We start from the raw sequence: 17,067 nt of genomic DNA, 5'->3' as shown, positions 1-17,067 counted from the left end.
CAAGGCTGCATCACTACAGGCAAAATTGCCTAAGCTGTTTATGTGGCGCATAAAAAAGAGTATGCACAAACTGTGAACAAGCAAAGACAGCAAGCATAAAACGAGTAAAGCGTATGACGCTTTACGCTGTAAGATTCATCCTTTAACCCTCAAGGACAGTAAGCCGGTGACTAAACGAACAATCAAACTCAATTGCGATATGGGCGAGAGCTTCGGAGCCTGGACTATGGGGGCCGATGACCAGGTAATGCCTTATGTGGATATGGCCAATATTGCCTGCGGTTTTCACGCCTCAGACCCGCATGTAATGAGCAAAACCATCGACCTGGCCTTGCAGCACGATGTAATGATTGGGGCCCATCCCGGCTACCCGGATTTGCAAGGCTTCGGGCGACGTTCCATGGCCTTTAATGAAGAAGAAATCTGTGAACTGCTGATCTACCAAATCGGCGCTTTAAAAGCCCTGTGTGAAAGCAAAAATGCCGAGCTTGGTTATGTCAAACCACATGGCGCGCTATACAACGACATGATGCGCGACCAAAGCATTTTCCGCGCCGTAGTCGATGCCGTGTCCTGCTTCAATCTGCCGCTGATGATCTTGGCTTCATCCAATAACCAGGACTATCTGGATATTGCAGACCGCTACGACGTCCCTCTGCTGTTTGAAGCCTTTGCAGACCGGACTTATTTAGCAAACGGGACCCTGACTCCGCGCTCAATGGCTAATGCCGTACTAAAAAATGAAGATGACATTCTCGGTCAGGTGCAGCAAATCGCCCATTACGGCAAAGTGACCAGCGCGGACGGTTTTGTCATTCCGATTGAAGCAGACACCATATGTGTGCATGGCGATAACGATGAGGCCATTGCCTTGATTGCCAGGGTTCGGGATCTGTTATAGACCGGGCCATCAAACGAAAAAGGATTTTCAATTGCAACTCAATTATTCGATCGAGCCGGTCGCCGAAAGCAGTCTGCTGATTCGTTTTGATAACGAATCCATTGCCGCGCTTTCGCTGATTATCGGCGACATCGCCAGACGAATCCGTTTGGCATTGGGTGATTACATCATGAATGTCACCCCATCTTACACAACCATCTTAATCGACTACCTGCCCTACCGTATCTCCAGCAAACACTTTTTAAAAAGAGTAATTGTCTGCATCGATAAAGCGGTTAGCCAGGAGAAGAGCACCGCAGAAATAGTCGAGCTGCCCGTTTACTATCATCCGGACGTCGGCCCCGATCTTGCCCTTTATCAGCAGCAGGGGCTGGATGTCGATCAAGTGATTGCCCTGCATACCGAACCCACTTATACCGTGGGTGCGATTGGCTTTGCGCCTGGTTTTGCCTTTATGACCGAAGTCGCAACGCCTCTGCGCCGCGCGCGCCATTCCTCACCTCGTCTCAGCTTACCCAAAGGCAGTGTTGCCATCGCTGAACATCAGACCGCGGTCTACCCTAATGCCTCCCCCGGTGGCTGGAACATCATAGGCAACTGTCCGCAACCGCTGTTTACACCCGACCACTCACCTATGGTGCTTTGGGAAATAGGAACCCGGGTCAAATTTCGCGCCATCAGCCGCGAAGAGTTTCTCGATCTGGGAGGAGAAATTAGCCCGGCACAATTTCAGTGGGGACGCACATCATGAGCGGTTTCATCACAGCAATTAAACCCGGCCAGCTCAGCCTGATCCAGGATTTCGGTCGCTTTGGTCTGAGTCATCTCGGCATCACGCAATCAGGTCCGGTGGATGATTATGCCTATAGCTGGGCCAATCACCTGCTTGGTAATCCGGCCAACGTGCCCGTATTGGAAATTACCTTGGGGCAGGCGGAATTTGAGGTAGAGCATGATTGCCAGCTCGCCATCACAGGCGGCGATCTGGCCGCCACACTGGATGGCGCACCCCTGACTAACTGGTGTACGTTCAGCGCGCATAAAGGTCAGCGTATCAAGTTTGCCTTACCGAAAAACGGCCTGCGCGCTTACCTGGCGGTACGCGGCGGTTTTAATGTCCGGCCTCACCTAGGCAGCGTTGCTACCGTCGCCAAAGAGGGATTAGGTGGATTGCATCACAATGGCCAGCCACTGCAGGTAGGCGATAGACTGCATTTCGACTCCCACACGCTGGATAACAAACCGCTGCAGATGACGTTTCGTCTCAAACCGGATTACAATCTGCCACTGCGCCTGCGTGTGATCGAGAGCTACCAGAATGAAGCCTTTAGTGATGTGGCACGCCATACCTTTTTCACCCGTACCTTTACGGTCAGCCAGCACGCCGATCGTATGGGTTATCGTCTCACCGGACCTGCGGTCAATCCGCCATCGGAGCCGATTTTATCGGAAGGCATCGCGCTGGGCTCGGTGCAACTCCCGCCGGACGGACAACCGATAGTATTACTCAACGATCGTCAGACCATCGGCGGTTATCCCAAAATCGGTTGTGTCGCGAAAATCGACTTGCCGCGCCTGGCTCAGGCCAAACCCGGCCAGAGCGTACGCTTTGTCAAAGGTGATTTGGAAGGTTTGCAGGAAGTGTGGTGTCAGTGGGCGCGCTTTTTTGGTTATTGAGCAAGGCGTTGACCTTAATTGCGCATCATTAAGCGCTGTCAGATAAAGAAAAGCCCTGCTCAGCAGGGCTTTCTCACTAATGTATTATTCTTAAGCTCAAAGCATTCTTAGACTCACCGCATTTAAAACAAGTTCTTCCTCGCATTAAGTGGCGCTAGCCCATTGTATCTGGGCTGCTGCATTATGCGCTGCCAACCACCTTGGCTAACGCGCGCGGATAGCCGCGTTCATCGGCCAGTTGCAACGCTTTGAGTTCAACCTGCTCAGCCGTCAGTCTCATGCTGACCGGATGCAGATCTTCAATCGATCCGGTCTGATTTGCCTTGACTAGATTCCAGGTCGCGACAATTTTCTCTGCCGCTTCTAACGCGGAAGAACCTTTGACGACCTCGATACGCGCATAATGCTGACCGGCAAAAGTCACATCCGCCGCACGCAGTGTGGCATCATCACCCGGAATTTGCTGCGCGCCAAACAGAGGCTTACCGCCGACTTCCGCACGAGCGAAGTCAGGGACAAACTGACTCATATGCACAATCGCACGCTGAGTACGTTCCTGAGTCGCTTCCGGCTGCCAGCCAAGGGTAATTTTGTTTTCCAGATGTTGAGGTAACTCTGGCTGTGAAGAGTTTCCGTTTGAGGCAACCAGGCCGTCATCGAACAAAGTAATGCCCTGAGTCATGCCATGCAACTGGAACACACCATCGGCGTATGGAGTCAACTGGGCCATCCCCTGCGGCGTACCACGAGGGCCATGGAAGATGACTTCCGGCCAGGCCTGCTGACATTGCGGCCACTGAGTGACATAAGCAGCCTTAAACTCAACCAGACGCTGACGCTGCTGACGCGCCATATCGTCCAGTTTGCCGGTTTCGAAACCACAGGCATTAACCAGGTAATCACAGGCCGCATAGCGGGTTATCCCCTGTTCATCCAGATAGGTCAACTGCCATTGATCGTCGACAAAATCGCACGCTACCAAAGTTGAACGGGTCAGTACCCGGCAGTTTGGCAGCGTCTCGAGCACCAGTTCAGCACTGGCAGCAAGACGAAAGACACTCCAGCCATACTCCTGCACCGCGATCACCGGATACTTAAGCGTATCCAGGTCGGTGTGCTGAGCAAATGGGATCAGCCACTCTTCAATTGAACCCGGATGCTCCGGTTGAGTCAGCTTGGCAAGGCGTTCAAGATCTTCACGCACAAATGTCTGGTAGTAATCGGCAGGAGAACCTAATACCTGGTTGCGGGCGTCTTCATCCACCAGCTGTTGATAAGCGCGTTGAATCACTCCCAGGCGCGGCAGGATATCATCCGGCACGCCTGGATCAGAGTGCGGCACGGCGATCACTGTCGGGCGTTTATTGAGCGTATGCGGATAAAGGCGCACGGTATCAATAGACTGACGCAACAGCTCGATACACTGCTGCAAAGAGATCTCGCGATACAGGTTGCCACCTGCATGTAAGTGACAGATAGGCGGACCGTTGACCAGCCCCGGACCTTTTTCCATCAGCAATACATCAAGCCCTAACTCGCTCATATGTACTGCTGCGGTAGCCCCCGCAACACCACCACCGATAATGGCAACGCTGGGTGACACACAATTTTCGGATACTTGTAACATTTCACTGCCGATTGTCATTCATTCACTGCTTATTCTAATGGTTGTAAAACGCTATGAAAATCACATTTTTTACGCGGTCTTAGCTCGCAAAAACAATGCCTTTCATAACCACCTCTAATTGTATGTGCATTTAGGCGCTTAGATCACTTCATGAACAAATCAAGACAAAAAAATGAAAAAAAATGCTTGACTGATAATTGCGAAAAACCAATTTTTACCCCCTTGTGCATAACGCATTGGCGGGATCCTCCGGCCCCACAAGGCTGGCACGAAACGACAAGTTATTAACAGGTCGAGTTATCCCAAACTTTATCCACTGTTTTTGTGGATAACTCACCTGTTCGGCCACTTCGGTTTTAGTTAAACGCTTTATTTATAGGGATTAACAGCCGCTTGATCAGGCTGCTGACCACCAACGCCAATGTGCAAAACGTGACAAACGGAAGCATCAGCCAAAGCATAAAATGCACCGATGGCGTCAGATCAAAGCCAAATTTCATCACACTGGCGACAACGACGTCAGCGCTGAGGCTGGCAACCAGGCCGGCAACCAGCGCCATCAGGCCATATTCTGCCCAAATGGTACGTGTGACCCGCTTGCGACTGGCACCCAGAGTGCGGTAGAGCTGAATCTCCTGCTGGCGCTGACTCAAACTGAGTCGCAATAGCGTGAAGATCAATAAGATCCCTGCGACAACACCCAAAGCCGCCAACACGGTAATCGACCAGACGATCTGCGTCAGCAAATCCTGGATCTTGGCCCCCATCGAGCGAATATCGAGCAGACTGACCGTCGGATGACTGCGCGACAGCTGATTAAGCAATGGATCGTTTTTCGCTTCTACCCGGAAACTGACCAGCCAGCTGCCGGCAATATCGCGCATCACATCCGGCGTGAAGATAAAATAGAAGTTGGGCTTCATATCGCGCCACTCCACATGGCGAATGGTATTAACCACAGCTTCAAACCGCTGACTGTTTATGACAAACGTCAGGGTATCTCCGATCTTAAGTCCAAGATCGCGCGCCACATCCTCTTCAACCGAGACGCCATTGGTCTTGGTCCACTGACCGGATAGCACCTCATTGTACTCTGGCAGGCTGTCACCCCAGGTAAAATTAAGCTCACGACGCAGTGCATCAGACCCTTCTTCGCCCTGAGCCTGAGATTTGGCATCGACGCCATTGATTTCGGTCAGACGGCCGCGAATGATTGGAAACGCCTGCGAAACGGGCAATCCCGGCTTCATCCAGCGTCGCAAGATAAGCATCCTTTTCATACTCGGCAATGTTAAGCGCAAACGCATTTGGCGCGTCCGGTGGCAGAGTTCGCTGCCAGTCTGACAACAAATCGGTACGCACCAGCCACATTACCGCCAACAACATCAGCGACAGCGCCAGTGCGCCAAACTGGATCCCTGTCGCCGTGCCGGAACGGTTAATACGGCTTAACGCCAGCTTCATTGACGTATTGAGAGGCAGCCTGGCGAGCAGGCGGGTAATCGCGACACTCAACACCGCAAGAACGGCAAACAACACCACAATACCGGCCAGAACGATCCACACCAGGCGGTTTTGCCAGTAGACCAGCAACATCGGTACTAAGGGCACCAGAATCAGAGCGATATTCCAGCGTTTACGACTCTGCTTTTGGGCAGGTTGCATCACACTGACCGCGCTGACACTGAGCAAGTGCCCGAGCGGGATCCCCAACGCAGGTACCGCAATCAACACACTCGAAACCAGAGCCACCAGTGCGGGGGTAATACCATAGCCCGGTAACGGATTGGGCAACAAATCCACCAGCGGCACCCGCAGCAGATATTCCAGACCGATGCCAATCACTATGCCCATTACCGAAGCAAACGCGAGCAGCATCAGCACCTGCAGTGATAACCAGCGCCGAATCCAGTGTTTACTCGCACCCAGGCTTTTGAGCATGGCAATGGTGCGAACCCGGGTTGAGACATAGTGCTGACAAGTCAGTACCAGGGTCGTAGCAGCCATGATGATCACAATTGCCACCGTCAGTGACAAATACTGCTCCGTGCGTTCAAACACCTCATTGGTGCGGCTGGCGCTGTTCTGATCAAGCCAGCGATCACTGGGTGAGAGCTCGACGGCAGATTTGAGCTGCTCAACCTGATGGGAGTCCGCATTGATAAATAAGCTGAAGCGGACCCGACTGCCTAGTTGCAAGGCACCGGTACGCTCGACATCCTGCTGGTGAATGAAAGCAGATGGCATTTGCTGGAACGGGTTAAAGCTCAGGCCCGGTTCTTCAACAATGCGTCCGTTGACAACAAAATCCGCGTCACCAACAGTAATCTGATCGCCAATCTCAACGCCAAGCTGAGAGAAAATACGTTCATCAAGCCAAATCTGGCCTGGCTTAACGTATGAATAAGTTTGCTCACCGTCTGACAGCTGCATTTCACCGCGCAGCGGATACTGGCTGTCCACCGCTTTCACTGTAATTAGCTGCATACCGCTGTCACTGAATGCCATGGTACGAAAACGGGTCATGCCTGAAGTAGCCAGGCCCTGCTGCTGGGTAAGCTGGGTTAAGGCGTCCGGTATCGGATTGGCCGACACAAACACGCTGTCGGCCGTGAGGGCATCTTTACCCTGTTTGACGACCACCTGCTCCATTCGTCCGGCCAAGGCTGTCAGAGCGAACACACAGGCAATGATCAGGGTCAGCGCGACTGAAATCGGCCACAACTGACCATGGCGGATTTCGCTGAGGCTCCAGCGAATGAGCCGGCGATTGAGCGCCGGGGCCGAATCATGATTCATGTGCGCTCCTCCAGCATGCCTGCCTGCATATGGAAACGACGCTGACAACGTGCCGCCAGTTTCGGGTCATGAGTCACCAAGATCAGCGTGGTGCCATGTTCACTGTTAAGATCGAACAGCAGATCAATCACCTTCGCAGCGGTTTCCTGATCCAGGTTACCGGTCGGCTCATCAGCAAACAGCACTTGCGGACCAATCATAAACGCCCGTGCCAGCGCGACCCGCTGCTGCTCACCGCCGGATAACTGACCAGGCGAATGGTGAATGCGATGTTCCAGCCCGACTGACGCGAGCAATGCGGTCGCACGTTTCTTTGTCTTCGGCCTCGCCTTTGAGCAGACAGGGCAAAGTGACATTTTCCAGCGCTGTCAGGCTGGGAATAAGCAGAAAACTTTGAAAAACAAATCCGACCGATTCGCTGCGGATCGCGGCCCGCGCTTCGTCATCCAGGGCAGAAAGAGCCTGCCCGAGTAAGTGAACTTCTCCTTCACTTGGGGTATCTAAACCAGCAAGCAGAGTCATCAGAGTCGATTTACCCGCCCCTGAAGTACCGACAATGGCGACACTTTCTCCCTGATGAATCTGCAGATTCACCTCTTTAAGGATTGTTAATTGCTCCTGATTGGTGGAGACTACTTTGGATAATGATTGAGCTGAAATGACAGGTGTTTGCATGATTCGACGATTTTCCTTAATTCTGATTCTACTGTTTTCGGCCGGCGCAAACAGTCAAACCTTACTGGTTCTCGGTGACAGTTTGAGCGCGGGCTATCAAATGCCGATTGAGCAAGCCTGGCCCAGTCTACTCGGTGGCGCGCTTGAGGAAAAAGGCAAAAGTGTTTCAGTCATTAACGGCAGCATTTCCGGTGATACCACAGGCAATGGCCTCGCCCGTCTGCCAGCGCTGCTCAAGCAGCACCAACCCGACACTGTGCTGATTGAGCTTGGTGCGAATGACGGCCTGCGCGGCTTTCCCCCGAATGTGGTGGAGAACAACCTGCGAGCTATGATTGACCAAATCAAAGCCACCGACAGCCAGGTTATTCTGATGCAGATTCGCATTCCGCCTAACTACGGTCAGCGCTACAGTAACGCCATCGCCCAGCTCTATCCTGCGTTATCGAATGAGAAATCCGTGCCTTTGATCCCTTTTTTCCTCGAACAAGTGATCGTCAAGCCGGACTGGATGATGAACGACGGCTTACATCCTAAACCTGAAGCACAGCCCTGGATTGCCGGCTTTATGGCAGAACAGCTGTCTCCGTTGCTCTAGACCGCTTATTACTTTCGATAGCTTGTTACTTTCGATAGCCCGTTGCTTCACGGCCCCCCGCTAATTGAGACAGAACCCTTGGCGAAATGTTGAACTTAACAGCCGTTGCCCTTAGTCAAAATTAAACCAAGATTGTCTTTAAGAACTAACAGGAGGCGGCTGCACTTCATCCGTTTCCTTTTATTGATCCGCTTCCTGTTTCAGTATAGCCCGCCAGGTATCAGCGGTGCCTGCTGTCACATCTCAGCCTGCGACTACTTTTACAACCCTGCTACCGCTTGTAAAAACTTTTCTACCGCTTTTAAAAACCTGGCGCGTTTTGCCCCACTCTGGTTCAGAAACCATTCAATGCCGATAGCCGTTAAAGAGCCGTTATCAGGGTTAAAATCCCCCCTTTTAATGGTCTAGCTCAATAAACTTTACCCAGCTTTACGTTAATGTAACGACTTACCCTACTCTAATTAAAAAGGTAATTCTCCATGCGCATTGAGCCTGTTATCCAGGGAGTGGTAGCTCGCACCGCTCATCCCTACGGCTGTGAACAAGCCGTATTACAACAAATTCAGTACGTTAAATCCGCAAAACCGATCACTGGCGGACCAAAACGGGTACTGATTCTTGGTGCTTCCTCTGGCTTTGGACTTGCAGCACGCATCGCGTTGACGTTTGGTGGTGCAAAAGCAGACACCATCGGAGTCTCTTTTGAGCGCGGGCCTTCAGAAAAAGGAGTCGGCAGTGCAGGTTTTTATAACAACCTGTACTTCACTGAATGTGCACAACGGGAAGGTCGTACCGCCGTCAATATTAACGGCGATGTGTTTTCGGCCGAAGTGCGCGCTCAGGTGATCGAAGCGATCGAAACCTACTTTGAAGGCGAAGTGGATTTGGTGATCTACAGCATCGCCAGTGGTATGCGTCGTCAGCCAGGCAGTGATCAGTTCTGGCACTCTGCGATTAAGCCGATTGGCGAACCGGTCTCCGGTTCAACTATTTTGCTGGAAAACGATCAATGGGTGGATGCCACGCTGGAACCGGCCAGTCAGGAAGAAATCGACAGCACACTGCGTGTGATGGGCGGCGAAGACTGGGAAAACTGGATTGATACCCTGATCAACAACGAATCTGTGGCTCCGGGTTGCAAAACCATCGCTTTCTCTTACGTCGGTCCCGAAATTACCCATCCGATTTACCTTGACGGTACGCTGGGCCGGGCGAAAGTCGACCTGCATCAGACCAGCCACTCTCTGAACCTGAAGCTGGCTAATTTTGACGGCGCGGCCTATGCCACTGTATGTAAAGCTCTGGTTACCAAAGCCAGTGTGTTTATCCCCGGACTCAGCCCTTATATTCTGGCGCTGTACCAGGTGATGAAAGAAAAACAGACCCACGAAGGGTGTATCGAACAGATGCAGCGTCTGTTCAGCGACAAGCTTTATGGTCAGAACAAGGTTCCGGTCGATGGCGAGCGCCTGGTGCGAATGGATGACTGGGAACTCAATCCGGATACTCAGGAAAAAGTCCGCCACCTGCTGAGCGAAATGAACGGCCACAACTTCAAACAAATCGGCGATTATGCCGGTTTCAAAGCCGAGTTTCTGCGCTTGAATGGTTTTGGCTTTGACAACATTGATTACAGTGCCGATGTCGACTTAGAAACCGTTTAAAACATTTAGCTAGTCTGCAGTGCCAGATTTATTTTAATTAACGTCAATATGTGAAGATCCCGACCCTTTGTCGGGACTTTTTTTGTCTATCCCCGCCACTCCTTCTTATACTCAAACCAGTAGCCGCATGATTACAGAGCTCGGAGCGCTCACTCTTTATCGACTTGCTAAGGATGGCATTTATGTCGAAAGTAACATCCCCAAAACCTTTGGTCTCAGACCAAATTCTCAACGGATGGCAGACTCTCATCAGCCAGTTGGCGGATTTTGCCAATGTATCACCCGCGATGATCACGCTCGGCCCGCCGATCAGTCATCACATATGCAGTTGCAGTAACAGCCGGAGCCTGGCCGATAACAGAGCCAGCAAAGAGAGCAGAGCGAAGACGGCAAGCCGTCAGCCCGCCCGCCTATCGTTACCGGAAGAGCCGTCACACATGGCATGGTTTGCCTCCGGAGATACAAAACGTCCGGGCACCAATTACGCACCGTCTGCCGCTCTGACGTTGCGCTGGCCTGACGGAGAAACATTCGGGACTATCTGCCTACCAGAATTATCCGGTCAACCCGGATTATCGGCAGTAAAGTTATTACCTGATGATAAACAATCGTCTGATAACGCCACGCTGGCGCACAACCACTACTTGCAGCTACTGAGTGGCTTGCGACGCACGATTGAAACGCACCTGCACAGCCTGTGGCAACAGCACTCATTACAGCGAGAAAATGAGGAGCTGCAGACGCGTTTACAAAGTCGTACCCAGGATCTTGCCGCACTCAATTATTCCCTCAATCAGGAAATCGATAAGCGTCAGGCCGCTGAGCAATTGTTAGAACATCAACATTTGCACGATGCCGGCACCGGATTTTTTAATCAGCAGGGGCTGGAAAATCAACTCGAACGCCGCCTGGCGGCGGACATAAATGCCGAAATAGCGGTATTGCATCTCGGTTTTGCCAATGGCCGTCATTTACAGGCGCGCTTTGGCTATCAGGCCTGGGAGCAGATTTTGCGCCTGTATGCCAGACACATCGAGTCCGAGCCGGATCTTAACCTGACCATTGCCCGCACCAGTGCAACCGATTTGGTATTGCTGATCTCCTCTTCACAACTCAGCTATCACCTCAACACCTTGTGCCATCAATTGCTCAACCTGCACCAGTCGGAATGGGAGTGGCAGCAACAACGTTTTCATCTGCACGCCTATGTTGGTATTGCCACCAGCCTCGACAGCCGTGATGTGCACGCCCTGCTTGAGCATGCGCATGGCGCCATGCTGGTGTGTAAAGACTCCGGCTATGGTTTTCATTATCACTCATCGGCGACAGAAACAGACGTTCAGTCCGGGCAATGCGTTTTCAGGCTCCCTGCAGCAGGCGCTGCAGGGAGACGAAATTGTCATGCTGTTTGCGCCTAAGGTACAACCCAAATCGCGCCTGTGGGTCGGCGCCCAACCACAACTGTGCTGGAAACATCCGCAGCTTGGCGACATCCGCCACGATAGCCTGATGCTGATCGCCAAACAAAACGGCCTGGGTGCCGAGCTGGGTAACTTCATTTTGCGTCAGGCCATAGAAACGGCGAGTCGCTGGTATCGTCAGTTCAGCCAGTTAACCATCGCCATTCCGTTGTCAGCAGAACAGATGGAAAATGGCCAGCTTGCCTGGCAAATCGAAGCGTTGCTAAATGCACATGACCTCTCCGCCATTCATATCGAACTGGAGATACCGGAGCGCGCCCTGCTGGGCGATGAAGTCACCCTGCGCAATACCCTGAGCAGCCTACACGATATGGGGATTCATCTCACCTTAAGCGAGTTTGGTTCAGGGCCGACCTCTTTTCATCAACTCAAAATGCTGCCTTTTGATGGCATTAAGCTCGATAAACACTTTATGCGCGAGCTCGCCTCTGACCGCGGTGATCCATCCACCCTGCGCTCCGTTATTCATATCGCCAAAAAACTCGGGCTACAAATCGCTCTGGAAGGAATTGATCATCCAGCTCAGGAGGCCTTTTTTAGCGCGGAGGGCTGTGATGTCGCTCAAGGCAGTTTGTATGCTCAGCCACTCAGCGCCGAGGAGTTTGAACTGGTGATGTTTAATCAGCGCGAGTCGATTGCCAAATAACATCTGTCCGTAGCAACCAGCTTACAGGCATGACAGTGATTAACCATCATCATGCCTTTACTCACAGGGCACAGCTTCCTATAATCGCCCCCCTTTTCTCTTTCTCAACGAGCGACCAAACGAGATGGATGTATTAACTGCTAATCTGAAAAAACTCGAAAAACAGAACTATCGGGCATATCAGCAAATTAAAGGCCAATATGATTTTGGTGACTTCACCCTGTACATCGACCACATTCAGTCTGATCCATACGCCTCTGCGTCTCGTTTGCGTGCCACCCGCGCCTGGTCACTGACCGGCCTGGAATGGCTGCGTGAAAAATCGGCGTCATACCAAATTGCCGCCCGTGACTTTATCGCGCGTTCTTTTGCCGAACTGGCCAAACAAGAGAATGCACTGTCAATCTCGCTGACCGGTCAGACCGTGCTGGATAATACCGCCGTACTGTTTAACGATCAGGGCATCGAACTGCGTTTTCGGATGAACATGCCAGCTGAAGGCCGCAACATTCTCGCCAAGAAAGCGCTCAATATTCTCACTTTCCACCTGCCAAAGTTCATTCGACGCGCCACACTGGAGCGTGAACTGGACAAAGCGGCGCTCATTCAGCACTGTGAAGTCGTGGAAGATCAGGATGCATTGCGCGCCCAACTGGCCGAGCATAACTTGGTAGCCTTTGTGGCCAATGGCAGCATTCTGCCCCGCGTTGCCGGTAACTGTGATTTGCCGATGAAAGATGCGGTTGCGTTTAGCGCGCCGTCATCACTAAGCATCACGCTTGATACACCAAATCAGGGGCCTGTAACCGGGTTAGGTATCCGCAAAGGCATTACCCTGATTGTAGGTGGTGGTTTCCACGGTAAATCGACATTGCTGACAGCACTGGAACGTGCGATTTACAACCATATTCCCGGCGATGGTCGTGAGCGCATTGTGACCGATGCCAATGCGGTTAAAATCCGCGCCGAAGACGGCCGCTGCGTACACAGTCTTAATCTGGCGAACTACATCAATCATCTGCCGATGGGCAAAAGCACTGCAGATTTCAGCACTCAGGATGCGTCCGGTTCGACCTCACAAGCAGCCTGGCTACAGGAGTCAATTGAAGCTGGTGCCAGCACCTTACTGATTGACGAAGACACCTCAGCCACCAACTTCATGATTCGCGATGAACGTATGCAGGCGCTGGTCAGTAAAGGAGATGAGCCGATTACGCCATTAGTTGACCGTATCGGTCAGCTGCGCAATGACCTCGATATCTCGACTCTGATCGTCATGGGCGGTTCCGGCGATTACCTGGACGTGGCAGATACCGTGATTCAGATGCACGACTACCAGGCCGTGGATGTGACCGAAAAAGCCCGTCAGGTGATTGCTCAGCATCCGAGCGAGCGTCGTAATGAATCAGAAAGCCCGCTGGAAACCTTTGCGCCACGTAGTTTGAATCGTGCCGCGCTGCAAAAAATTCTGGCTGATGGCAAATTCCGTGTGGCGGCGAAAGGGGTTGATTCACTGCGCTTTGGTAAAGAATTTGCTGATCTGACCGCACTTGAGCAGCTTGAGTCATCCGCCCAGGTGCATGCTATCGGCTGGTTATGGTTCCAACTGGCACAACTGCCAGGCTGGTCGAAAAACCCGGCCAAAGACATGGATGCCATGCTGAGTGAACAGTGGCACGCAGCGATGCCGAATCATGGCGATCTGGCGAAGCCACGTATTGTGGATGCAATGGCTGCACTAAACCGGATGCGTAAATCCCAGTTTAAAGCCTCTTAGTTGCTAATTTTGAGTTCTGAGGCTCTGTGAAACCTGCGGACATCCGGGCTTATCGGAGCACGATCAGAACCTAAGTTCCGGAGAGCTTGCGCTATAGAGAACTTAAGCAGCATAGAGTTCAGTTTGCATAGAACATAAGCTACAGAGCTAAAAACATAAGGCCCGCTGAGTGAAAACTCGCGGGCCTTTATTTCTTTGCGCTTCTGTTTATTACTTTGTGCTTCAATTCATTTGTGAGCGGATTCATCGTCCTGGCGCAACACATTCCACGCCGCACACAAGACACGAAAACGCTCTGCATCACCATTATCGCGATCCGGATGCCAGCGCAGGGCCAGTTTGCGCCAGGTCTTACGAATCTCAATCGCACTCGCATCGGCCTGCAGTTCAAACAAGCGCAGAGCGTCACTGCGTTCCAGACTCTGCAGATTATCACCACCAACAAAGCGGCGGTAACGAGTCCAGAACTCGTTCAGCAGGCGTTTAACCTCGCCCTCACTCGCTTCGTAATGCTCCCAACGGGTGTAGTAATCCCGCAGCGGCTCTTCGGCATCGATCACATGGCTGGCATGCTGAAAATTAGCCATCAGAACAATGTCCATCGCTTCAACTTGCAGCCACTTCTTCGGGTAGAGGATTTCCTGCAACTGGTACAGGGCATTCATGATGAGAAAGTTGCGTTTAAACAGATCTTTATCTGGTGCCTCATCCAGCACAGGAACCAGATCCAACTCGCTGAGATGGGCCGCCAGCGTATGGACCTTCCAACCGGATGGTTGACGTTTCAGCACTTCCAAAATAGGCCACAGCAGCGGGTTTTCCATATAGGTCTGGAAGCTCGCGCTCAGCGATTGTGTATCAGACATAATTAGCTCATTCAGCAAACTCTGCTTCAATTCAAATCCATCCACTGCAGTTTGTCGAGTAACCTCTGCTGGCTGTGTGTCAGTTTTTGGACTCAGCTCTTTTTCTGATCAATCTCTGACACAAAAAAAGCCAGCGTAACGCTGGCCTCAGATTGACTTTAGTATGGTGATTAGGGTCAGATAACACCCAGTTCGCGCAGACGCTCCATCAAATAGCTGTGCGCCGTATAACGCTCAGACAGCACGACATCCGGCTTAGGATGCAGGAACAGCGGCAATGAAATACGCGACTGAGTCTGGCGCTCACCGGTCGGATTAATCACGCGGTGGGTCGTGGACGGAAAGTAGCCGCCGGACGCTTCCTGCAACATGTCACCGATATTGATGATCAGGTTTCCAAAATCACACGGCACATCGATCCATTCACCGTCACGGCCTTTCACTTGCAGGCCAGGTTCATTCGAAGCCGGCAGCACAGTCAGCAGGTTGATGTCTTCATGCGCGGCAGCGCGAATCGCACCCGGCTCTTCTTCACCGCTCATTGGCGGGTAATGCAACACACGCAGCAGTGTTTTTTCACTGCCGTTAATCATCTCTGACAAAGCCACCGAGAAACGTTGCTGAACGTCAGCCGGAGCATGCTCTTCAACCCAAGCCAGCAGAGTCGAAGCAAACTCATTGGCACGCTGGTAGTAATCAAGAATTTCTTCTTTCAGTTCCTGCGGGATTTGTCCCCACGGATAAACATGAAAATACTCTTTGATGTCCTTAACGGTTTGACCTTTAGCCACTTCGGATACGCTTGGCGGAAAATAGCCGTCCTGAGTCTCCACATTAAACTGGAACTCATTTTTGCGTTGTGAGGTAAAAAATTGGTACCAGTTACGGTAGATAGACTCCACCAGTTTCTTTCGGAATCGGGTGATTCTTCAGAACACCAAATCCAGTGGTGCGCAGTGATTGTACGAACTGCTCCGGGGCATCTGGTGCCAGATAATCGATAGTTTCCAGTTTCATGACTTTACTTTTTTGTTGTTTGCATCTGTGTGTAACGATAAGCGCGCGATTTTAAGAGCCACTATGCTGTAAAGCAAACGTTAATCTGAACTTGCGTCTTAAATCGCGCAAGTTTGTGCGAACTTCGCGCTTTTCAACCAGAATGGTTATTTGTTTCTGCCGTGAATATTGGCTCAAATTTACTCCGCGTAAAAAAGTTTACGCGACCCTGACCAAAATTCCAGCGCACATAATTGTACAGTGTTCATTAACATGGCACCATGAATCTGACGTCAGCAACCAACAAGGAAGAACAAAACGGATGAGTGACAGCCCTTCTTTCCCGAAAAGCTTAATTGGCCTTAGTCTGGCTTACGCCCTGGTATTCCTGTTTTCTGCCATCGCGCCATCATCGCGTTCAGTATGGATTGCGGAAATCGTACCGGTGATGCTGATTCTGGCGGCCATCTGGTGGATTTCCGCTCAGCAAAGACTCAGTAAAACCGCTTACCTGCTGATGTTTGTCTGGCTGACCTTGCACACCATAGGAGCGAAATACACCTTTGCTGAAGTGCCGTTTGACTGGTTTAATCACCTGATTGGCTCAGAACGTAACAACTTTGATCGCGTAGCTCACTTTGCGATTGGCCTGTACGCCTACCCGATCGCTGAATATCTGATCCGCAAACAACTGACCAATCGCTGGATTGCCGGCCTGTTTGCCCTGTTTTGTATTATGAGTATCGCTGCAGGTTATGAAATCATCGAATGGTGGTATGCGGATCTGGCCGGCGGAGAAGACGGCATCGCGTTTTTAGGTTCACAAGGTGATATCTGGGATGCACAAAAAGACATGCTGTGCGATACCCTGGGCGCACTGACCGCCCTGGTGATCCTAAGCTGGCAATCGGCCCGGCAGCCCAAGCGTTTCGATTAATCCCGGCACTCGCTCTGGCCTGAATACCTGCTCAGCGGGGAGTGTTCTGCTCAATCCAGGTCAGGTAAGGGTGAAACCCTTCCACTATCGGTACCTGAACAATCTGCGGCACCTCATAGGAGTGCAGCGTTGCCAGTTCCCGCTCTAACTCGGCATAGCACGCTTTGCGGGTTTTGATCACCAGCAGGATTTCATCGTCACAACACACCTCATCGTTCCACATATAGTGACTTTGAATCGGCATACTCTGCACGCAAGCGGCTAACTGCTTGGAAAGCAGACTCTGGGTAATCTGCAGGGCGTTTTCCTGACGATTGGTGGTGGTCAAAACAATACAAAATGCCTGGCTGTCCATAAATCGCTCCTTTACCTGTCGCTCTGTTACCTTGCGAACGGATACTGACATATTATCAAGCATATACC

General features: G+C 51.7%; 12 protein-coding genes and 3 pseudogenes. 9 read left to right on the top strand and 6 right to left on the bottom strand.

Annotation, left to right across the window (positions count from 1 at the left end):
• Positions 1-166: 166 nt before the first annotated feature.
• From ABDK09_00930 to ABDK09_00920, 3 genes are read left to right on the top strand one after another with little or no spacing between them, the layout of a single operon-like run.
• On the top strand, positions 167-901 hold the full coding sequence (locus tag ABDK09_00930; protein ID XAW88031.1) for a 5-oxoprolinase subunit PxpA: 735 nt from the start codon (positions 167-169) through the stop codon (positions 899-901).
• Between the two features lie 31 nt (positions 902-932).
• A complete protein-coding gene (locus tag ABDK09_00925; GenBank protein XAW88030.1) occupies positions 933-1,652 on the top strand; it encodes an allophanate hydrolase subunit 1 in 720 nt (239 codons plus the stop codon).
• The gene (locus ABDK09_00920) at positions 1,649-2,578 is read left to right on the top strand and encodes a biotin-dependent carboxyltransferase family protein (protein ID XAW88029.1); all 930 of its coding nucleotides are present in this window, start codon (positions 1,649-1,651) and stop codon (positions 2,576-2,578) included. Before ABDK09_00925 ends, ABDK09_00920 begins: the two co-directional genes overlap by 4 nt.
• A gap of 181 nt (positions 2,579-2,759) precedes the next feature.
• On the opposite strand, the gene ABDK09_00915 is transcribed toward ABDK09_00920, so the two are convergent.
• The 3 genes and pseudogenes from ABDK09_00915 to ABDK09_00905 form a co-directional block, all read right to left on the bottom strand.
• Positions 2,760-4,223: an FAD-dependent oxidoreductase gene (locus tag ABDK09_00915; GenBank protein XAW88028.1), complete on the bottom strand. Its 1,464-nt coding sequence runs from the start codon at positions 4,221-4,223 to the stop codon at positions 2,760-2,762.
• Positions 4,224-4,561: 338 nt separating this feature from the next.
• Positions 4,562-7,004: pseudogene (locus ABDK09_00910) on the bottom strand (ABC transporter permease).
• Positions 7,001-7,679, bottom strand: a pseudogene (locus tag ABDK09_00905) (ABC transporter ATP-binding protein). The pseudogenes ABDK09_00910 and ABDK09_00905 overlap by 4 nt, the downstream one beginning before the upstream one ends.
• Between ABDK09_00905 and tesA the strand changes: the two are divergent.
• The 5 genes from tesA to ABDK09_00880 all read left to right on the top strand — a co-directional run bounded on the left by tesA (position 7,678) and on the right by ABDK09_00880 (position 13,845).
• Positions 7,678-8,277 carry a multifunctional acyl-CoA thioesterase I/protease I/lysophospholipase L1 gene (tesA, locus tag ABDK09_00900; protein ID XAW88027.1) on the top strand — a complete coding sequence of 200 codons (600 nt, stop codon included), beginning with the start codon at positions 7,678-7,680 and terminating at the stop codon, positions 8,275-8,277. The pseudogene ABDK09_00905 and the gene tesA sit on opposite strands and share 2 nt — an antisense overlap.
• A 479-nt stretch (positions 8,278-8,756) precedes the next feature.
• Complete coding sequence (gene fabV, locus ABDK09_00895) at positions 8,757-9,941, top strand: enoyl-ACP reductase FabV (GenBank protein XAW88026.1); 1,185 nt, start codon at positions 8,757-8,759, stop codon at positions 9,939-9,941.
• A gap of 182 nt (positions 9,942-10,123) precedes the next feature.
• Complete coding sequence (locus ABDK09_00890) at positions 10,124-11,359, top strand: diguanylate cyclase (protein ID XAW88025.1); 1,236 nt, start codon at positions 10,124-10,126, stop codon at positions 11,357-11,359.
• Positions 11,343-12,068: an EAL domain-containing protein gene (locus tag ABDK09_00885; protein ID XAW88024.1), complete on the top strand. Its 726-nt coding sequence runs from the start codon at positions 11,343-11,345 to the stop codon at positions 12,066-12,068. Before ABDK09_00890 ends, ABDK09_00885 begins: the two co-directional genes overlap by 17 nt.
• A gap of 124 nt (positions 12,069-12,192) precedes the next feature.
• The gene (locus ABDK09_00880; GenBank protein ID XAW88023.1) at positions 12,193-13,845 is read left to right on the top strand and encodes an ABC-ATPase domain-containing protein; all 1,653 of its coding nucleotides are present in this window, start codon (positions 12,193-12,195) and stop codon (positions 13,843-13,845) included.
• Between the two features lie 227 nt (positions 13,846-14,072).
• On the opposite strand, the gene ABDK09_00875 is transcribed toward ABDK09_00880, so the two are convergent.
• A complete protein-coding gene (locus tag ABDK09_00875) occupies positions 14,073-14,711 on the bottom strand; it encodes a DNA-J related domain-containing protein (GenBank protein XAW88022.1) in 639 nt (212 codons plus the stop codon).
• Between the two features lie 176 nt (positions 14,712-14,887).
• Positions 14,888-15,728: pseudogene (locus ABDK09_00870) on the bottom strand (2OG-Fe(II) oxygenase family protein).
• 301 nt (positions 15,729-16,029) lie between these two features.
• Here ABDK09_00870 and ABDK09_00865 point away from each other — a divergent pair.
• Positions 16,030-16,644, top strand: a complete 615-nt coding sequence (locus tag ABDK09_00865; GenBank protein ID XAW88021.1) for a DUF2238 domain-containing protein — start codon at positions 16,030-16,032, stop codon at positions 16,642-16,644.
• Positions 16,645-16,675: 31 nt separating this feature from the next.
• Here the strand turns inward: ABDK09_00865 and cutA are convergent, their stop codons facing one another.
• A complete protein-coding gene (cutA, locus tag ABDK09_00860; GenBank protein XAW88020.1) occupies positions 16,676-16,999 on the bottom strand; it encodes a divalent-cation tolerance protein CutA in 324 nt (107 codons plus the stop codon).
• Positions 17,000-17,067: the final 68 nt, after the last annotated feature.

Origin of the sequence: Vibrio sp. CDRSL-10 TSBA (genome assembly GCA_039696685.1) — a bacterium.
GTDB lineage: Bacteria > Pseudomonadota > Gammaproteobacteria > Enterobacterales > Vibrionaceae > Vibrio.
Note: the sequence above shows the minus strand (reverse complement) of the source record. Positions and strands in the feature narration are given on the sequence as shown.